This window comes from Arthrobacter sp. GAS37, from assembly GCF_044908325.1.
GTDB classification, from domain to species: domain Bacteria; phylum Actinomycetota; class Actinomycetes; order Actinomycetales; family Micrococcaceae; genus Arthrobacter; species Arthrobacter ramosus.
In genome coordinates this window covers 22,776-38,573 of record NZ_JBIYDB010000023.1, presented here as the reverse complement: position 1 = coordinate 38,573, position 15,798 = coordinate 22,776, and the positions used below count along the sequence as shown (strand labels likewise).

Annotated in this window: 17 protein-coding genes; 6 read left to right on the top strand and 11 right to left on the bottom strand. The window is 64.3% G+C overall.

Annotated features, from left to right (window positions below):
• Positions 1-7: 7 nt before the first annotated feature.
• Genes ABH924_RS16975 through ABH924_RS16965 form a run of 3 tightly spaced genes read right to left on the bottom strand, consistent with a single transcriptional unit; the run spans position 8 to position 3,526 of the window.
• The gene (locus ABH924_RS16975; RefSeq protein WP_404500638.1) at positions 8-1,033 is read right to left on the bottom strand and encodes an aldose 1-epimerase family protein; all 1,026 of its coding nucleotides are present in this window, start codon (positions 1,031-1,033) and stop codon (positions 8-10) included.
• An 11-nt stretch (positions 1,034-1,044) separates the two neighbouring features.
• Positions 1,045-2,250 carry an ROK family protein gene (locus tag ABH924_RS16970; RefSeq protein ID WP_404500636.1) on the bottom strand — a complete coding sequence of 402 codons (1,206 nt, stop codon included), beginning with the start codon at positions 2,248-2,250 and terminating at the stop codon, positions 1,045-1,047.
• A 10-nt stretch (positions 2,251-2,260) separates the two neighbouring features.
• On the bottom strand, positions 2,261-3,526 hold the full coding sequence (locus tag ABH924_RS16965; protein WP_404500634.1) for an FAD-binding protein: 1,266 nt from the start codon (positions 3,524-3,526) through the stop codon (positions 2,261-2,263).
• Between the two features lie 200 nt (positions 3,527-3,726).
• Here ABH924_RS16965 and xylA point away from each other — a divergent pair, with 200 nt between their 5' ends.
• Genes xylA through ABH924_RS16950 form a run of 3 tightly spaced genes read left to right on the top strand, consistent with a single transcriptional unit; the run spans position 3,727 to position 7,499 of the window.
• Positions 3,727-4,917, top strand: coding sequence for a xylose isomerase (gene xylA, locus ABH924_RS16960; protein WP_364536818.1), 1,191 nt, complete (start codon positions 3,727-3,729; stop codon positions 4,915-4,917).
• Positions 4,918-4,936: 19 nt separating this feature from the next.
• Positions 4,937-6,439, top strand: coding sequence for a xylulokinase (gene xylB / locus ABH924_RS16955; RefSeq protein ID WP_404500684.1), 1,503 nt, complete (start codon positions 4,937-4,939; stop codon positions 6,437-6,439).
• A complete protein-coding gene (locus tag ABH924_RS16950) occupies positions 6,423-7,499 on the top strand; it encodes a Gfo/Idh/MocA family protein (protein ID WP_404500632.1) in 1,077 nt (358 codons plus the stop codon). Before xylB ends, ABH924_RS16950 begins: the two co-directional genes overlap by 17 nt.
• Before the next feature lie 120 nt (positions 7,500-7,619).
• Here ABH924_RS16950 and ABH924_RS16945 read toward each other — a convergent pair whose 3' ends face one another.
• Both ABH924_RS16945 and ABH924_RS16940 read right to left on the bottom strand, forming a co-directional pair.
• Entirely contained in the window at positions 7,620-7,889 is a 270-nt protein-coding gene (locus ABH924_RS16945; protein ID WP_404500630.1) for a type II toxin-antitoxin system RelE/ParE family toxin, read from the bottom strand.
• A complete protein-coding gene (locus ABH924_RS16940) occupies positions 7,886-8,155 on the bottom strand; it encodes a type II toxin-antitoxin system Phd/YefM family antitoxin (RefSeq protein WP_404500628.1) in 270 nt (89 codons plus the stop codon). The genes ABH924_RS16945 and ABH924_RS16940 overlap by 4 nt, the downstream gene beginning before the upstream one ends.
• A gap of 79 nt (positions 8,156-8,234) precedes the next feature.
• Here ABH924_RS16940 and ABH924_RS16935 point away from each other — a divergent pair, with 79 nt between their 5' ends.
• The 3 genes from ABH924_RS16935 (at position 8,235) to ABH924_RS16925 (ending at position 9,900) form a co-directional block, all read left to right on the top strand.
• The gene (locus tag ABH924_RS16935) at positions 8,235-8,456 is read left to right on the top strand and encodes a hypothetical protein (protein ID WP_404500626.1); all 222 of its coding nucleotides are present in this window, start codon (positions 8,235-8,237) and stop codon (positions 8,454-8,456) included.
• Between the two features lie 230 nt (positions 8,457-8,686).
• Entirely contained in the window at positions 8,687-9,265 is a 579-nt protein-coding gene (locus ABH924_RS16930) for a MarR family transcriptional regulator (RefSeq protein ID WP_404500624.1), read from the top strand.
• Positions 9,181-9,900 carry an ROK family protein gene (locus ABH924_RS16925; RefSeq protein ID WP_404500682.1) on the top strand — a complete coding sequence of 240 codons (720 nt, stop codon included), beginning with the start codon at positions 9,181-9,183 and terminating at the stop codon, positions 9,898-9,900. Before ABH924_RS16930 ends, ABH924_RS16925 begins: the two co-directional genes overlap by 85 nt.
• Here ABH924_RS16925 and ABH924_RS16920 read toward each other — a convergent pair.
• The 6 genes from ABH924_RS16920 to ABH924_RS16895 are packed head-to-tail and all read right to left on the bottom strand — an operon-like array spanning position 9,882 to position 15,798.
• On the bottom strand, positions 9,882-11,003 hold the full coding sequence (locus ABH924_RS16920) for a Gfo/Idh/MocA family protein (protein WP_404500622.1): 1,122 nt from the start codon (positions 11,001-11,003) through the stop codon (positions 9,882-9,884). The two genes, ABH924_RS16925 and ABH924_RS16920, sit on opposite strands and share 19 nt — an antisense overlap.
• The gene (locus tag ABH924_RS16915; RefSeq protein WP_404500620.1) at positions 10,988-11,686 is read right to left on the bottom strand and encodes a ThuA domain-containing protein; all 699 of its coding nucleotides are present in this window, start codon (positions 11,684-11,686) and stop codon (positions 10,988-10,990) included. The genes ABH924_RS16920 and ABH924_RS16915 overlap by 16 nt, the downstream gene beginning before the upstream one ends.
• 41 nt (positions 11,687-11,727) lie before the next feature.
• Positions 11,728-12,732 carry a sugar phosphate isomerase/epimerase family protein gene (locus ABH924_RS16910; protein WP_404500618.1) on the bottom strand — a complete coding sequence of 335 codons (1,005 nt, stop codon included), beginning with the start codon at positions 12,730-12,732 and terminating at the stop codon, positions 11,728-11,730.
• A gap of 12 nt (positions 12,733-12,744) precedes the next feature.
• Positions 12,745-13,938 carry a Gfo/Idh/MocA family protein gene (locus ABH924_RS16905; protein ID WP_404500616.1) on the bottom strand — a complete coding sequence of 398 codons (1,194 nt, stop codon included), beginning with the start codon at positions 13,936-13,938 and terminating at the stop codon, positions 12,745-12,747.
• Positions 13,939-13,972: 34 nt separating this feature from the next.
• A complete protein-coding gene (locus ABH924_RS16900; protein ID WP_404500614.1) occupies positions 13,973-14,896 on the bottom strand; it encodes a carbohydrate ABC transporter permease in 924 nt (307 codons plus the stop codon).
• Positions 14,896-15,798 (bottom strand): carbohydrate ABC transporter permease, encoded by a 903-nt coding sequence (locus ABH924_RS16895; protein WP_059388769.1) that lies wholly within the window; start codon positions 15,796-15,798, stop codon positions 14,896-14,898. The genes ABH924_RS16900 and ABH924_RS16895 overlap by 1 nt, the downstream gene beginning before the upstream one ends.

Below are 15,798 nucleotides of genomic sequence, written 5' to 3'. Positions count from 1 at the left end.
CGTGTCGTCAGGCATTCTCCATGTCGGCGAGAAATTCGCGCGTCGGCCGGTACCGGATGCCCCAACTGGCTTCCCAGACCGCGCCGGGTTCCAGCCAGCGAAGGCCTTCGCCGCTGTTGAAGGCATCGGCCGACGCCGTCATCGGTTCAAGCGCGACGGCGGTGACCATTCCGCCGTCGGTGGCGAACTCCGTGGTGGTGAAGGCTTGGACGTAGCCGAAGGAGGCATCCATAAAAAGCTGCACTTGGCTGCCATCGGGCGCCTCGAGATAGTGCAGGGAGCTTCCATCGTCCTCGCGGCGGACATCGCCCCAGGCATCGTCGAGGTCAACAGCGCCAACCAGCTGTCCCGTGCGGAAATCGTTCCCGGAACCGCTGACGTCCGTGGTGATTCCGCTCGGGTTCAGGCGTTCATCCACCTCGATGTGGGTATCGGCGTTGATGTAGAGCGTGAGTTTTTCCGTCGGCACGCTGCCCAGCCTGAGGAAAGGATGCGCACCGAGCGCGACCGGCGCGGATCGGGATCCGGTATTTTCCAGGCGGTGCGTGACAAATAGGCCGTCCTCCACGAGCTGATAACGGACCGACGTCGACAGCTCGAAGGGGTATCCCGGCTGTGGTGAGACACTGGCGTCGAGCGTCATGCTGTCAGCGGTGTGGGCGCTGACCCCGTAGGGAGTGTGAGTCAGCAATCCGTGCAAGGCATTGCCGTTGTCCGGTTCGGTGATGTCCAGTTGCTGGGCGACGCCGTCGTAGCTCCACGTGCCGCCAGCCACCCGATTGGGCCACGGAACGAGGACCCAGCCCGCGCACCACGGTGGTTGGGCATCGGCGGGATAGTCCTGGACCAGGGCGACGCCGTCGACGTCGAGCTCCCGCAAGCTCGCGGCGACTTCCGTCACCACAACGCGCTGGTGGTGGCCGCCGATGCTGGCCGTGAGTTCAAAGTGTTCGCCCATGGGCGATGCCGCGCGGTGCCGCGGTTCCCGAATAAGCGAGGGTTCCTGATTGGGCGAGGGCGCCTGATTCAGCATGGTCGTCCTGACTAAGGAGTAGGGATAGGGAAAGCGCCGGCGGGGTCCGCCAGGAACTGCGCGAAGGCCAGCTCCGCGGCTCCGATCATCATCAGATCCGAGCCGAGGGCAGCCCGGTAGATCTTTACCTGGCCTGCCGGTCCGTCCATCGCCTGGGATCGGAGCAAGCTGTCCAGTGTCCCTGGAGACAATGCGTGCAAGACGCCGAGGAAACCATCCAGGACGATCGCTTCCGGGTTGAAAGTGTTCACCGCATTCCGCAAGGCGATGCCAAGGTACTCGAGCTGGCGAGCTACTTCCGCGCCAACGGTTTCGCTGCTGTTCGCGCGAAGCGCTTGCTCGAGTTGACCCGCGTCGCCGCCACCCAACCCGGCGAGTTCGAAAAGCGATGACTGGGAGACTTCGGTTTCAAGGCAGCCCGTGGCTCCGCAGTGGCAAGGTTTGCCGGACGAGCGGACAAACGTGTGTCCAAGTTCCCCGGCGTAGCCGGATGTTCCGCGAAGCAACTCCCCGTCGGCGATGATCCCGCCGCCGATGCCGCTGGCGCCGCCGTTGAGGAAGATCAGGTTCTTCTGGCCGGCGCCGGCGCCGAACAGGAGCTCGCCTTCCGCGCCCAGCGATGCGTCGTTGGCCGCGTGGCAGGGGTATCCGGTGGCCTCGCCGAGCATGCGGGCCACGGGCTCATCGCGCCAGCCCAGGTGCGGGGCGTGCCGGACCACGCCGTCGTCGCGGTTGACGAGCCCGGGCACTGCGATGCCCACGCCCATGACCCGGTACGAAGTGTCGAGCTCGGACCGCATTCCGGCGATCACTGCGGCGGCGATGTTCACGGCCTCTTTGGCCGTCGGGATCCGCTCGGTGTCGAAACGGATCTTCTTCTGGACCTTCCCCCCAAGGCCGACAAGGCCGATGGTGACGGCATCGATCTCCGGGTTGACCGCAAGGGCGGCTATGGATGGCCGCGGACGGACGATCGGGCTGGGCCTGCCCACCTGGGCTTCACCGGAAGGTGCCGTCTCGTAGACCACTTCCAAGTTCACGAGTTGCCCTATCAGCGTCCCTACCGTGGACCGGTTCAGGCCAGTCCGCTTGGTCAGCTGCGCGCGGCTGAGACCACCGTTGTGATGGACAAGGGAGGTCAGCAGTGCCAGGTTGTTTCGCCGCGACGGATCGGGCTCGCTGGCGGTGACGGGATTTGGGGTGGGGGAGGGCATCATCGCGACAATATCAGCTCCCAAACACCGTTCGGTCCAGGAAGTCGTTGCGGAACTTTCCGGAGGGATCCAGGCGCTCAGCCAGGGCGATGAAGTCGCCGAAGCGAGGGTACAAAGGGGCGACGGCGGCAGCACCGGCGTCGAACAGCTTGCCCCAGTGCGGCCTCGCCGCGAACGGAGCCAGTTCCGCCTCAAGCAGCGGCAGGATGGCTTCGACCGCGGGCTGGTCCTGGCGCCAGGTGAAGTGCAAGCCGATGCCGTCTCGGCCGTAGTTGGCACTGAGCCAGAGCTCGTCGGCCGCCACCGTGCGGATTTCGCCAATCAGCAGCAGTGGCGTCACGACGTCGGAGAGCCTGCGCATGGTGCGGAGGGCGTCCACGGCGTGTTCGCGGGGGATGAGGTACTCGCTCTGCAGCTCGTCGCCTTGGCTCGGAGTGAATTCCATCCTGAAATGGGCCAGCCGGTCGGAGCACGGCCCGGCAAGGCCGAGCTGCTCGGTGCAGTTACTGCCTGACACGCCGGGAAGGGGGTGCCGGGCTTCCGTTGCCGGGGTGCCGCCGAAGAAATCTGAAGTTTCCGGTGCGGGATCGCCGCTGCGCCGCTTGAGCCACGCTTGGCCCACTGTCTCTCCGCTCCAATCAGTAAAGAGGCTGACGCTATACGCAGAGGAGGTTATCCGGTCGAAATTTTCCAGGACGAGGTCCCAGTTGAGATTTTCGAAGACGCTCTGGGCGACGTCGAAGCTTGGCTGGATGTCCAGGGTCAGTTCGGTGACGATGCCCAGCGCGCCGAGCCCCACCACCATGCCCTCGAAATCCTCGTCGCCGCGGCGTGCGCTGAGAATACTGCCGTCCGCCGTGACCAGTTCGAGGCCCGCGACGGCGGTGGCCAGGTTGCCGTTCGCGTCACCGGACCCATGCGTGGCGGTGGCGACAGCTCCTGCCACCGAAATGTGGGGGAGCGATGCGAGGTTGTGGAGGGCGAAGCCCTGGCGCTGGAGCTCTGCCGCGAGCGTTCCGTACCGCGTACCACCGCTCACGGTGACGGTCATGTTGGCCGCATCCACATTGATGCCAGGATCCAGCTGGTCCAGCACTACGAGTGTGCCGGCCGTGTCCGCGATGGAGCTGAAGGAATGGCGGGACCCGAGCGCGCGGATCTTCTTGGCGCCTGCCACGAGCCCTTGGAGCTCCTCCACGCTGGCGGGATGGGCGAGCTGCGGTGCCTGGTAGCTGTAGTTTCCTGCCCAGTTGCGTTCCGCCACCAGCTGATCAGTCACGGTGAATCCTTCGTTCGAGAGCCTCGCGGCCTATTTGATGTCCACAACAACATAACGTCTGGATAGTCGCTGGGCCAGATCTTTTGCGAATTATTTGAAGGCTGGATGAAAAATCTTGTTAACTCCAAGTGGTTGACATCACAGAGATTCATAATATGTTGGATAGCGAAACAAATCCACAAAACCACCCGGAGCACTCAATGACGATTCAGCCCACCCGTGAAGACAAGTTCTCGTTCGGCCTTTGGACCGTGGGATGGGAGGCGCAGGACCAGTTCGGTTCGGCCACCCGCCCGCCGCTGGACACCGTGGAAGCCATCAACCGGCTCAGCGATCTTGGCGCCTACGGCATCACTTTCCATGACAACGACCTGTTCCCCTTCGGTTGCTCGGCTGCCGATCGCCAGCGCGAAATCGACCGTCTGCAAGGGGCACTCAAGGCCACGGGGATGATCGTTCCCATGGTCACCACCAACCTGTTCAGCCACCCCGTCTTCAAGGACGGCGGTTTCACGAGCAACGACCGCGGCGTCCGCCGCTTCGCCCTGCGCAAGGTGCTGGACAACATCGATCTCGCTGCTGAACTCGGCGCCGAAACCTTCGTCATGTGGGGCGGCCGTGAAGGCAGCGAATACGACGCCGCCAAGGACATCCGCGGCGCGCTGGAGCGCTATCGCGAGGCCGTGAACTTGCTGGGCGACTACGTCACGGACAAGGGCTACAACATCCGCTTCGCGATCGAACCGAAGCCGAACGAACCCCGTGGCGACATCCTGCTCCCCACCCTGGGCCACGCCCTGGCATTCATCGAAACCCTCGAGCGTCCGGAGCTCGTGGGCATCAACCCCGAGACCGGGCACGAGCAGATGGCAGGCCTGAACTTCACGCACGGCATCGCCCAGGCCCTGTACCAGGGAAAGCTCTTCCACATCGACCTCAACGGCCAGCGAAGCATCAAGTTCGATCAGGACCTGGTATTCGGCCACGGCGACCTGCAGAACGCCTTCTCCCTGGTGGACCTGCTCGAAAACGGCGGTCCCGACGGCGGCCCGGCCTACGACGGTCCGCGCCATTTCGACTACAAGCCCAGCCGCACCGAGGACATCGACGGCGTGTGGGACTCTGCGGCCGCGAACATGCAGACCTACCTGCTCCTCAAGGAGCGCGCCAAGGCATTCCGTGCCGACCCCGAGGTCCAGGAAGCTCTCCAAGCCTCACGCGTGGCTGAAATCAACGAGCCCACCCTGAACCCGGGCGAAGGCTACGAGCAGTTGCGTGCGGACAAGTCCGCCTATGAGGACTTCGACGCCGATGCCTACTTTGGCGGCAAGGGCTTCGGATTCGTGAAGCTCCAGCAGCTCTTCATCGAACACCTCCTCGGAGCGCGCTGATCCCGTGGCCGTTGCTTCCTTGAACCTGGTAGCCGGGGTTGATTCCTCTACTCAAAGCTGCAAAGTGGTGGTCCTCGACGCGGAAAACGGTGCACTGGTCCGTTCAGGCCGGGCAAGCCACCCGGACGGAACAGAAGTCCATCCGGACGAGTGGTGGCGGGCGCTTTCCGAAGCGTTCGACGACGCCAGCGGCCTCGCCGATGTCAGCGCACTGTCCGTGGCGGGCCAGCAACACGGGATGGTGCTGCTGGACCGCGACGGCAACGTGGTGCGGCCGGCCTTGCTGTGGAACGACACGCGATCTGCCGGCTCCGCGGAAGACCTCACCGCAGAAGTAGGGGCGGAGGACTTCGCCCGGCGGACCGGGCTGGTGCCAGTGGCTTCGTTCACGATCACGAAGATGCGCTGGATCAGGGACCACGAACCAGAAAGCATGGCCAGGGTGGCCGCCGTCGCGCTCCCCCACGACTGGATCACGTGGCGTCTCCGCGGGTACGGCCCGGCGGGGTCCAGCCCGTTGGGGCCGGACCTGGACGAGCTGACCACTGACCGTTCGGATGCCAGCGGCACCGGCTACTGGAGCCCGTTGACCGGACGCTACGACCTGGACTTGTTCAAACTGGCGTTCGGCCAGGACGCACGGGAAGCCTCGGGCGGGATGGCGACGGCGGCGCCCGGCGTCGTCGTTCTTCCCCGAGTGCTGGGTCCTGGCGAAACCGCAGGCCGCGTGCACCCGGCATGTTTCGGCCGCACCGGCACAAGCAACGCTTCCGAGAACGGAATCCTGCTCGGTGTCGGGGCGGGCGACAACGCCGCCGCAGCCCTGGGCCTCGGAGCCAAACCCGGCGACGTCGTCGTGTCCGTGGGAACCAGCGGCACCGTGTTCGCCGTCGACTCTTCACCCGGACATGATGCGAGCGGGACCGTGGCGGGCTTCGCGGACGCGAGCGGGGAGTACCTGCCGATCGCCGTGACGCTGAACGCCGCCCGTGTGCTCAGTTCGGTTGCGGCAGTGCTCGACGTCGACTTCGACGAGCTGTCCCGGCTCGCCCTCGAGGCCGAGCCGGGCTCGGGAGGTGTGGTGCTGGTGCCGTATTTCGAGGGGGAGCGGACTCCCAACCTGCCTCATGCGAAGGCTAGTTTCCACGGTCTCAGCATCGCCTCCACCACCCGGCCGAACATCGCACGGGCGGCCATCGAAGGCATGCTGTGCGGACTCGCTGGGGGCCTGGACGCGTTGCGTGACCAGGGTGTTCGTGCGGAGCGATTGTTGTTGATCGGCGGCGCAGTGCAGAATCCTGCCGTGCAACGGATTGCGGCCCAGGTGTTCGACCTGCCGGTGGTGGTTCCGAGTCCAGGCGAATACGTTGCCCGCGGGGCGGCCGTGCAGGCGGCGTGGGCGCTCGCCGGGTTCCGCCCGGACTGGCCCGTGGCCCTGGACGCCTCACCCGAGCCGGACTTCCGGGCTTCGATCGGCCAGAACTACCGGAAGGTAAGTGCTCGCGTTGATACCGGCAACTGAACCACTGCTCGTCAGGACACCGCTTGTTGATTCCCTGAACCAGGATCCGGTACCTGCATCGGGCGATCCCGTCCGGTGGGGAGTCATTTCCACCGGACGGATCGCCTCCACCGTCGTCAGCGACCTCGCGCTCCTGCCCGACGCCGTTCTGCAGTCCGTCAGTTCCCGGACCCAGGAAAACGCAGAGGCGTTTGCCGCCGAACAAGGCTTCCAGAGCGCCTACGGTGACGACGGCGGGCTTCCGGGTTACCAGCGTCTGCTCCGGGACCCCGCGGTGGACGTCGTCTATGTGGCAACGCCGCATACGAGCCACTACCTGGTGGCGAAGGCGGCACTCGAAGCCGGGAAGCACGTGTTGTGCGAGAAACCGTTGACCATCAATGCCCGTGAGGCGGCCGAATTGGTCCGGCTGGCGAAGGATAGAAGCCTCTTCCTGATGGAGGCAGTGTGGACCCGGTTCCTGCCCAGCGTGCAACGGGCGGCGGAAATCATCGCATCCGGCGAACTCGGCGAGATCCGGTGGGTGCAGGCTGACCTCGGATTTCCGGCGCCATACAATCCAGAATCCCGGCTGTGGAGGCGCGAAGACGGGGGAGGCGCCCTGATGGATGTGGGTGTATATCCCCTGACGTGGGCGCTCTTTAGCCTCGGGCGTCCCGACTCGATCACGGCTACGGCTCATCTCACCGATGGCGGAGTGGATTCCGAGACTGCACTGACGCTGTCCTATTCCTCCGGTGCACAAGTCCAGGCCATGACGTCGTTGACCGCGGCAACCCCGCAAACGGCCATCGTACGCGGCACGAAGGGCATGCTCCGCTGCAACGCACCGCTGTTCAATCCAAGCGAGCTGACCATTATCTCCAGCTCCGGCGAGCAGCGGCTGGAGAAATTCACCCCGGTCGGCCGTGGCTACACATACCAGTTACGTGAAGTGATCCGCTGCCTGCAGCAGGGCCTTCTCGAGAGCCCCACGATGCCTTTGGCAGATACCTTGACCACCATGTCCCTGCTGGATGAAGCACGCAGCCAAGCGGGAATCAGCTACTCGGGGGAGTAGGGGGCGCGAGCCCTCGGCGTGACTTTTTGTCAGAGCCGGCCGATACGGTTTGTCGCATGGATCGTCGCAAGGCCCGACACCAGATTCGGTGTCGGGCCTTCTCCATGCGATCCGGGGCGGTCAGTCGCCGTAGATCACTGAGCGATGCCCCATCGCCACGGCGACGATCACGAGCTGAGCCTCCTGAATCGCCACGATCACGCGGTAGTCCCCCACCCGGTAACGCCAGAACCCGGCCATGTTGGCTGTTAGCGCCTTCCCCCGGCTCCGCGGGTCATCCAGGGTGCACACCTCATCCAGGTATGTGAAAACGCGGCGCAGCATGGCCCGGTCGATCTTCCGGGCGGTCTTGTCGAAGTCTGCAGAGGTGTGCAGGCTCCACTGGCTCAAATGCCAAGCTCTTTCCTCAGCTCATCGGCCGGGCGCGAGGGCCGACCGGCCTCAACCCATGCCTTGACTGCGGCGATGTCCTGGGCCGTCTCGTACTCCTCCAGCGCCTCGGCATCGCCAACGCTGATCACGACGGCGGCCAAGCGGCCGTTGCGGGTCACGCCGATGCGCTCACCGCCGTAGCTCACCCGCCCCACCACGTCGGCCAGATGGTTTCGAAGCTCCCGGGTGCTTACTTCACTGGTCACGGTTTCCATATCAACCATGATACTCCTTTCGTGTACTCTGCGTATATTGTGTACACCCAGGGGGGTATCCCGCGCGCCAGAAGCCGAAGGATCACGGGTGCTGCCGTTCCTGCACGAAGGAGACATACACGGCTCGGAGAAGCTTGGCGTAGGCAAGCTACCCGGAAGCGGCATCCAAGTCCTCGGTGCCCGTCGCGCGCAATTCGTCAACCTGGCGAGTGGACTCTTCGAGAGAACCAAGAACGTCTGGGACGGGTGGTTGCCACATGCCACGATCGATGTACGGCAGCACGGACCCGGCTACCCAAGTGTCGTATAGAGCATAGTCAGCGTGCGCCTCGTCCAAGGCGTCCACCGCGCTACCTCGCGGGAACGGTGCTTCCCGTCATGCCCGAACGGCTGCTTCGGGATTGCTCATCATCATCGGTACCAGAACGTGATGATGTTGTCGTCGAGGTCGGTGATGCCGCCGGGGCTGCCCCCTGGTGTTCGGTGGCGGAGGCCTGCGGTCCCATCCTTGAGCTTGTCAAACAGAATCCCGGAGGAAACATGTCCGCCACGCCGTCGCCCGGAAGAGTGGGCGATGTCCGCAGGCAGAATCTGGCACTTGTTCTCGCCGGGATCCAGAGGAACGGTGGGGCCATGCGCGCCCAGCTTGCCGCGGAAAGCGGTCTGACGAAGGCTTCCGTTTCTAGCCTCATCACCGACCTGCTCGAATCCGGCCTGGTGCGGGAAACAAGTGTCACCCACGACGGCGAACGCGGACGGCCCGGAACCGGCCTTGTCCTTAATACGGCCCGCGGTGCCCTGGCAGCGGAAATCAATGTGGACTATCTCGCGGTGGGAGTCTTGGATTTCACAGGGGAACTGACCTTCCACGAAACCCTTGAACGGCACAACCGTGGAAGCCAGCCCTCCGACATCCTGACTCTCCTCGTCGCCATGGCGCAGCGGGCGGCAACAAAGGCGGCGGGCGACGGCGTCGAGCTTCTTGGTGGGGAACTGACCGTGCCTGGGCTGGTGGATACGGAACGCAACGTGGGCTGGCCGCACCAAACCTGGGCTGGGCAGACGTCGAGCTCTCGGAAGGGCTGCCCAAGCTCCTGCCCGAAGCCCCCTTCGGAATGACCCTCTCGAACGAGGCCAATAGCGCCGCGCTCGCGGAACTCTGGTTTGGCCACGGCGCAGATCACGGCACAAGCAACCGGTTCCGGGATTTCCTGTATATCTCCGGCGAAATAGGCGTTGGTGGCGGGCTGGTCATCGATTCCCAGATCTTCTTCGGCCCGCAAGGTCATGCCGGTGAGGTCGGGCATGTGGTGGTGCATCCCGACGGCCCGTTGTGCGCCTGCGGCGGCCACGGTTGCCTTGAGACGTTCGCGGGCCAGGAGGCCATATATTCCGTTGCGGGAATAGAACAGGATTCATCTTCCCAGCAGATGAACCAGTTACTGAGCCGCGTTGCCGACGGCGATGAGCGCGCCGTGTCCGGGGTGGAACAGGCGGGGCACTACCTCGGAATCGCGGTTGCCTCGACGGCGCGGGTGGCGAACATTTCCGCCGTCGTGCTCGGGGGTCATTTCGCTGTACTTGAGCAATGGATCGCTCCCGCGCTGCGCCGGAGCTTGGACCACCACGCACCGGGACTAATTCCGGAAGGAAATCTGGCCTTCTCCGGACTGGGGCCGACCGGGGCCCTCAGGGGCGCCGCGGCAACCTCAGTCCGGAGAATATTGGGCCAGGCCTACGAACTGATTCCCTGAACCTCCGCGAGCGGGGAAGCCAAAGCGGTCAGTTCCACGAGTTCCGGCCGTGCAACAGTGCTTTCGATCGACACCGCTGAGCCACTGTGGGCAGATGCCAACACAGATTCCATGACCTCCAGCGCATGGAACGCCAATTGGCCGCCAGCACGTGGTTCGGCCCCGGCCGGGGTTGCGGCGAGATCGGCGATGCCGAAGCCCCGGCCCGAATGGATATAGCCGGCCGAGACCGGAAGGGTCTGCCAGGAGTCGGCGCCGAGGGTGAAAAGCTCAACGTCGCCGTCGAAGTGGTTCGGATCAGGAACTACAAGGGACCCTGCGGCACCGTGGATCTCGATGTTGGGCGACTTGGTTTTCACCGCGTCGAAGCTCATCACAAGCGTGGACAAGGCGCCGGAGGCATGGACCAGGACCCCCGTCACGTGCGAATCGATGGTCACCGGAATCACCTCGCCCTCGCGCGGGCCCGAACCGATGGTGCGCGAGTCCCGTGTGTGGCTTGCTGCTCCGATGACCGAGACCACCGGACCCAGCAGCGTGACGAGTGCACTCACGTAATAGGGGCCCATGTCCAGCAGCGGTCCGCCGCCGGGTTGGTAGTAGAAATCCGGGTTGGGGTGCCAGCGCTCGTGTCCCGGCGTCACCATGGTTGCCGTGGCCGAGATCGGCGCACCGATCAGGCCGTCGTCGATCGCTTTGCGGGCGGTCTGGATCCCGGTGCCGAGCACCGTATCCGGCGCGCAGCCGACAAGGACGCCGGCCTCCCGCGCCGCGTCGAGCACTTGCCGTGCCTCGGCGGTCGTCGCTGCGAGCGGCTTTTCCCCATACACACTCTTGCCGGCGGCGATCGCCTTCAAAGCGACCGGCGCATGCGCGGCCGGGATGGTGAGGTTAAGGACGAGCTCGACGTCGTCAGCCGCCAGGAGCTCGTCGACGGTCACCGCGCGGACGCCGTCGTAGGCGTCTGCCACCGCTTGCGCGCGTGCGGGATCGAGATCGGCCACGGCCACCAAGTCGATGGCCTCCAGCCGGCGGAAGTTTGTGAGGTACTGGGCGATGATGGCGCCGCAGCCAATGATTCCTACTCTTAACGGCTTGCCCAAAGCATGCCCCTTTCGATGATCGTGCGGACGTTGCTGTCCTGGAGGATTTCCACCCGGTGTCCGGGGGTGCAGACGAAGATCCGGCCTTCGGCCCACTGCCGCGTCCAGATGGCGGGTGAGGTGACTTCCCGGTTCCATTGGTCCCATTCGCGGACCTGCTGGGTGGTGGTGGCGAGGACGTCGATGTAGTCGTCCGAGAGGACCCAGTACTGCTCGGTGACCAATTCAAAGTCGCTGATCCCCTGCGTGATGGGATGGCTGGCGGCAGCCGGGAGCATGTTCACCGTGTACGGCACGTAGTTGTCCGACTGCTCGCCGATGCGTTCGTCCGGATGTTTGCCGGGATGGCAGGCGAACTGGCCGCCGATCATGTGCAGGTAGTCCGAGTTGTTCCGGTACGAATCGGCGATCCCGCCGTGCCAGCCGGCAAGACCCGTGCCGTTTTCGACCGCGGCACGGAGTCCCTCGAATTCGTCCTTCTCAATCGTGGACATGGTCACGCATTGCACGATCAAGTCCACGCCCGCCATATATGCCGAATCGGCATATACCTTGGGGGATTCCTCCATCCGGACGTCAAAGCCGTTGTCCTTGAGGAAGGGGATAAAAAGTTCTGTGGCCTCGAATGGCTGATGGCCATCCCAGCCGCCACGGACCACGAGGGCGGTCTTCTTGTTAGTCATGGTTTCCTTTGCTTAGAAATACGGCCGGATAAAACGAATGGTCAGCGGCTTGAGAATGCTGCGTCGAAGGCGGCGGCCGGCGGGGCGATAGCGGCGAGTTCCCGGACCATGGCCAAGGATTGCGGCGCTCCCACGAGTCGGTCCATGCCGGCGTCTTCCCACTCGACGCTGGTTGGCCCCTCGTAGCCGATGGCATTAAGAGTCCGGAAGATCGGCTCCCACTTCACGTCCCCATGGCCTGCGGTGACGAAGTCCCAGCCCCGGCGCGGATCCGCCCATGGCAAGTGGGATCCGAGCCGGCCATTGCGGCCATTGAGCTGGCGGATAGATTCCTTGACGTGCATATGGAAGATCTTCGGCGCGAAATCCTGGAGGAACATCAGCGGATCCAGGTCCTGCCAGATGAAGTGGGATGGATCGAAGTTCAGCCCGAAGCTCTCCCTGTGGCCGACGGCTTCCAGGGCACGCTTTGCGGTCCAGTAGTCGTAGGCGATCTCGGAGGGGTGGACTTCCAAGGCGAAGCGGACCCCCACTTCGTCGAACACGTCGAGGATCGGGTTCCAGCGGTCCGCGAAATCCTGGTAGCCACGCTCGATCATCGCCTCCGAGGCGGGCGGGAACATGGCCACTGCTTTCCAGACGGAGGAGCCCGTGAAACCCGTGACGGTCTTGACTCCGAGCCGTGCCGCGGCCCGTGCCGTCATCTTCATGGCCTCCGCAGCGCGTTGACGCACCCCTTCGGGATCACCCTTGCCCCAGACATCATCCGACAGGATGTCCCGGTGGCGCTCATCGATGGGATCGTCACACACCGCTTGCCCAGTGAGGTGGTTGGCGATCGCAAAGACCTTAAGGCCGTTCTTCTCAAGGATGTCGAGGCGTTCCTGGACGTAGCCGTCGTCAATGGAGGCCCGGTAGGGGTCCAGGTGATCGCCCCAGCAGGCGATTTCCAGCCCGTCGAAGCCCCATTCGCCGGCAAGCCGGGCGACCTCTTCGAAGGGCAGATCGGCCCACTGGCCGGTGAATAGTGTGATGGGCCTTTTCATCGGGGTTCCCTCCTAGACTTTCTGCCAGCGGCTGGATTCTGCGGCGCTGCCTTCCACGGCGGCAAGGACCTTTTGCACTTGCAAGGCGTCCGCGAACGACGGCGAGGGCTGCTCGCCTGCGCCGATCGCCGTTACGAGGTCCACCACTTGGTGCGTGAAACCGTGTTCGTATCCGAGGCCATGTCCGGTAGGCCACCAGTTGCCTGCGTAGGGGTGTTCGGGCTCGGTGACGAAGATCCGGCGGAACCCGGCGTCGGGGGATTCGGCGGCGTCGTAGAAGGACAAGACGTTCATCTCTTCGAAGTCGAACGCGAGGGATGCCTTGGTGCCATTGACCTCGAGGCGCATGGCGTTCTTCCGTCCCAGCGCGAAACGCGTCGCTTCGAAAACCCCGACGGCGCCCGCGGAAGTAGCGCCGCCGTCGAACCTTGCGGTGAAAATGGCGGCGTCATCGACGGTGACCGTGCCACGCGGCGCATCCGCGCCGACGTCGCCATGGCCGCCGAGTCCCACGAGGTCACCGGCCAACGGCCGCTCGTGGACGAAAGTTTCCAGGAGCGCGGAAACGCCCGTGATCTGCTGCCCGGTGACCCACTGCGCGGCGTCGATGCTGTGCGCTCCGATGTCGCCCAAGGAACCGGACCCGGACTTGGACTTGTCCAGCCGCCAGGTCATGGGCGCGTTTTCGTCGCTGAGCCAATCCTGCAGGTACTGCGCCCGCACGTGCCGGATGTTTCCCAAACGGCCCTGCTCGACCATCCGCTTGGCGAGGGCCAACGCGGGGGTGCGGCGGTAGCTGAAGCCGCACATCGAGAACACGCCGCGAAGAGCTGCGGCCTGGGCGGCTTCGGTCATGCGCTCCGCTTCCGCGACCGAATTGGCCAGGGGTTTTTCGCAAAGCACGTGCTTGCCGGCTTCGAGGGCTGCGATCGCGATCTCGGCGTGCGTGTTGCCCGGGGTGCAGATGTCGATGAGGTCGATGTCGTCCCGTTCGAGGAGCCGGCGCCAGTCAGTTTCCACCGATCCCCAGCCGAGCTTGCCCGCGGCCGCCCGGACGCCGTCGTCGTTCCGGCCGCACAGCGCGGTGAGCTGGGGGTCCAACGGGAGATCGAAGAACCGCGGCGCTGTCCGCCAGGCGTGGGAGTGGGCGGCACCCATGAATGCGTAGCCGACCATGCCGACGCGCAAGGGCTTTGCGGTGGTCATTGTGTTCCTTTCGTGAATTTCAAGAGAGCGATGGCTATTTGCTGAATCCGGCAGTCAACCCGCTGAGCAGTTGGCGGCGGGCCACCACATAGATGACCAGCAGCGGCAAGGTGGCGAGCACCACGGAAGCCAGCACGGCGGGGATGTTCACGCTGAATTCGCCTTGGAAGGTCCACAAGGACAGCGGAAGCACGCGGGTGGACGGACTCTGGGTCAGGATCAGCGGGAAGAGGAAGCCGTTCCAGACTCCTAGCGCGTTGTAGATGCCTACGGTCACGACGGCGGGCCGCGTCATGGGCAGCGCGAGTCGCCACATCATGGCCCAGTCCGAGCAGCCGTCGAGTCGCATGGACTCGAACAGCTCGTTGGGGACATCGCGCATGAAATTGCTCAGGATGAGGACGGAAATGGGAATGGCGAACGCGATGGAGGGGAGGATCAGCGCCAACAAGGTGTCATAGAGATGGGCTTTGGTGATCATCCAATAGATGGGGATGATCGTGGCGTGCAAGGGGATCGCCAGGCCCAGGAGGAACGTGTTGTTCGTCCACGTCAGGAAGCGGCCCTTGCCCCGGACGATCGCGTAGGCGGCCATGAACGAGACGAAGAGTGCCGGTACAACGCTGCCCACTGTGACGATCAGGCTGTTGGCGAAGTACATGGCGAAGTCGTTGTCCAGGACCAACTTGTAGTTGTCCAACGTCGGCTCGGTGGGCGGCATCATCGGGTTCGAGGTGAAGAACCCGGCTTGGTTCTTCAGGCTGGTCACCACCACGTAGTAGATGGGAACGATGATGATCGCCAGCCAAAGCCAGCCGCCCAGGCCACCGAGGTAGTTGGGACGGAAGCGTCCTGGCCCCTTGGCCCGTTTTGCTCGGGGGCCATGCTTGTGGCCTTGCTTGTTGCTTAGCGCGGTGCGCCTTGCCGGCGGTGCGGGAATCTGGGTTGTGGAAGCCATCAGGCACCTTCCAATTGGCTTGCGTTGCGGTTCTTGCCACCGAGTCTTTGCAGGAGGAGGGCCAGGGCAAGGCCGATCACCACGAGGATGACGCCCAGGGCGCTCGCCGCTCCCATGTCGTTGGCCTTGAAGCCGGTCAGGTACATGTGCAGCGGTAGCAGCCGCGTGGAGTAGCCGGGGCCTCCGCCGGTGAGGACGAAGACGAGATCGAAGTAGGCCAGTGAGCCGACCACCATGAGGGTGGAGGACGTGATGATGGTGTACTTCAACTGGGGCAAGGTGATGGCGAAGAACTGCTGGACGCGCCCGGCGCCATCGATTTGGGCTGCTTCATACAGCGACGCCGGGATCTGGCGTACGCCGCCTTGGTAGATGAGCGTGTGGAACGGGACAAACTGCCAGGCGATGACGAAGACGACGACGAACAGCACCAGATCCGAGTTGCCGAGCCAGTCCTGGGCCAGGAATGGAAGGCCCAAGCCCGGGCCAAGGCCGAAGTTCGGGTCCAAGAGGGCCTTGTAGGCGATGGCGACGGCCGCGGAGGACAGCAGCAGCGGCACGAAGTAGAGGACGGCGAGGGCAGCGCGGTATTTCTGGGATGCGGACGTGAAGACCCCGAGGAGCAAGCTGATGGGAGCCTGGACGATGAACGAGAAGAACATGATCTTGGCGGTGACCCACAACGCATTGCCGGTGACGGGATCAGTGAGGACCGTGGTCCAGCTCGACAAGCCGTCCAGCTTGATTTCGCCCAGCCCGTCCCATTTGGTGAAGCTGAGGAAGAGCACGCCGAAGAGCGGGATGATGGCGAAGAGGAGGAAGAAGACGAGGGCTGGTGCGGCCAGCCACCCCGACGGGCCCTTTTCAAGGACCCGCCGGGAAGAACCGGTTGAGGTAGACAC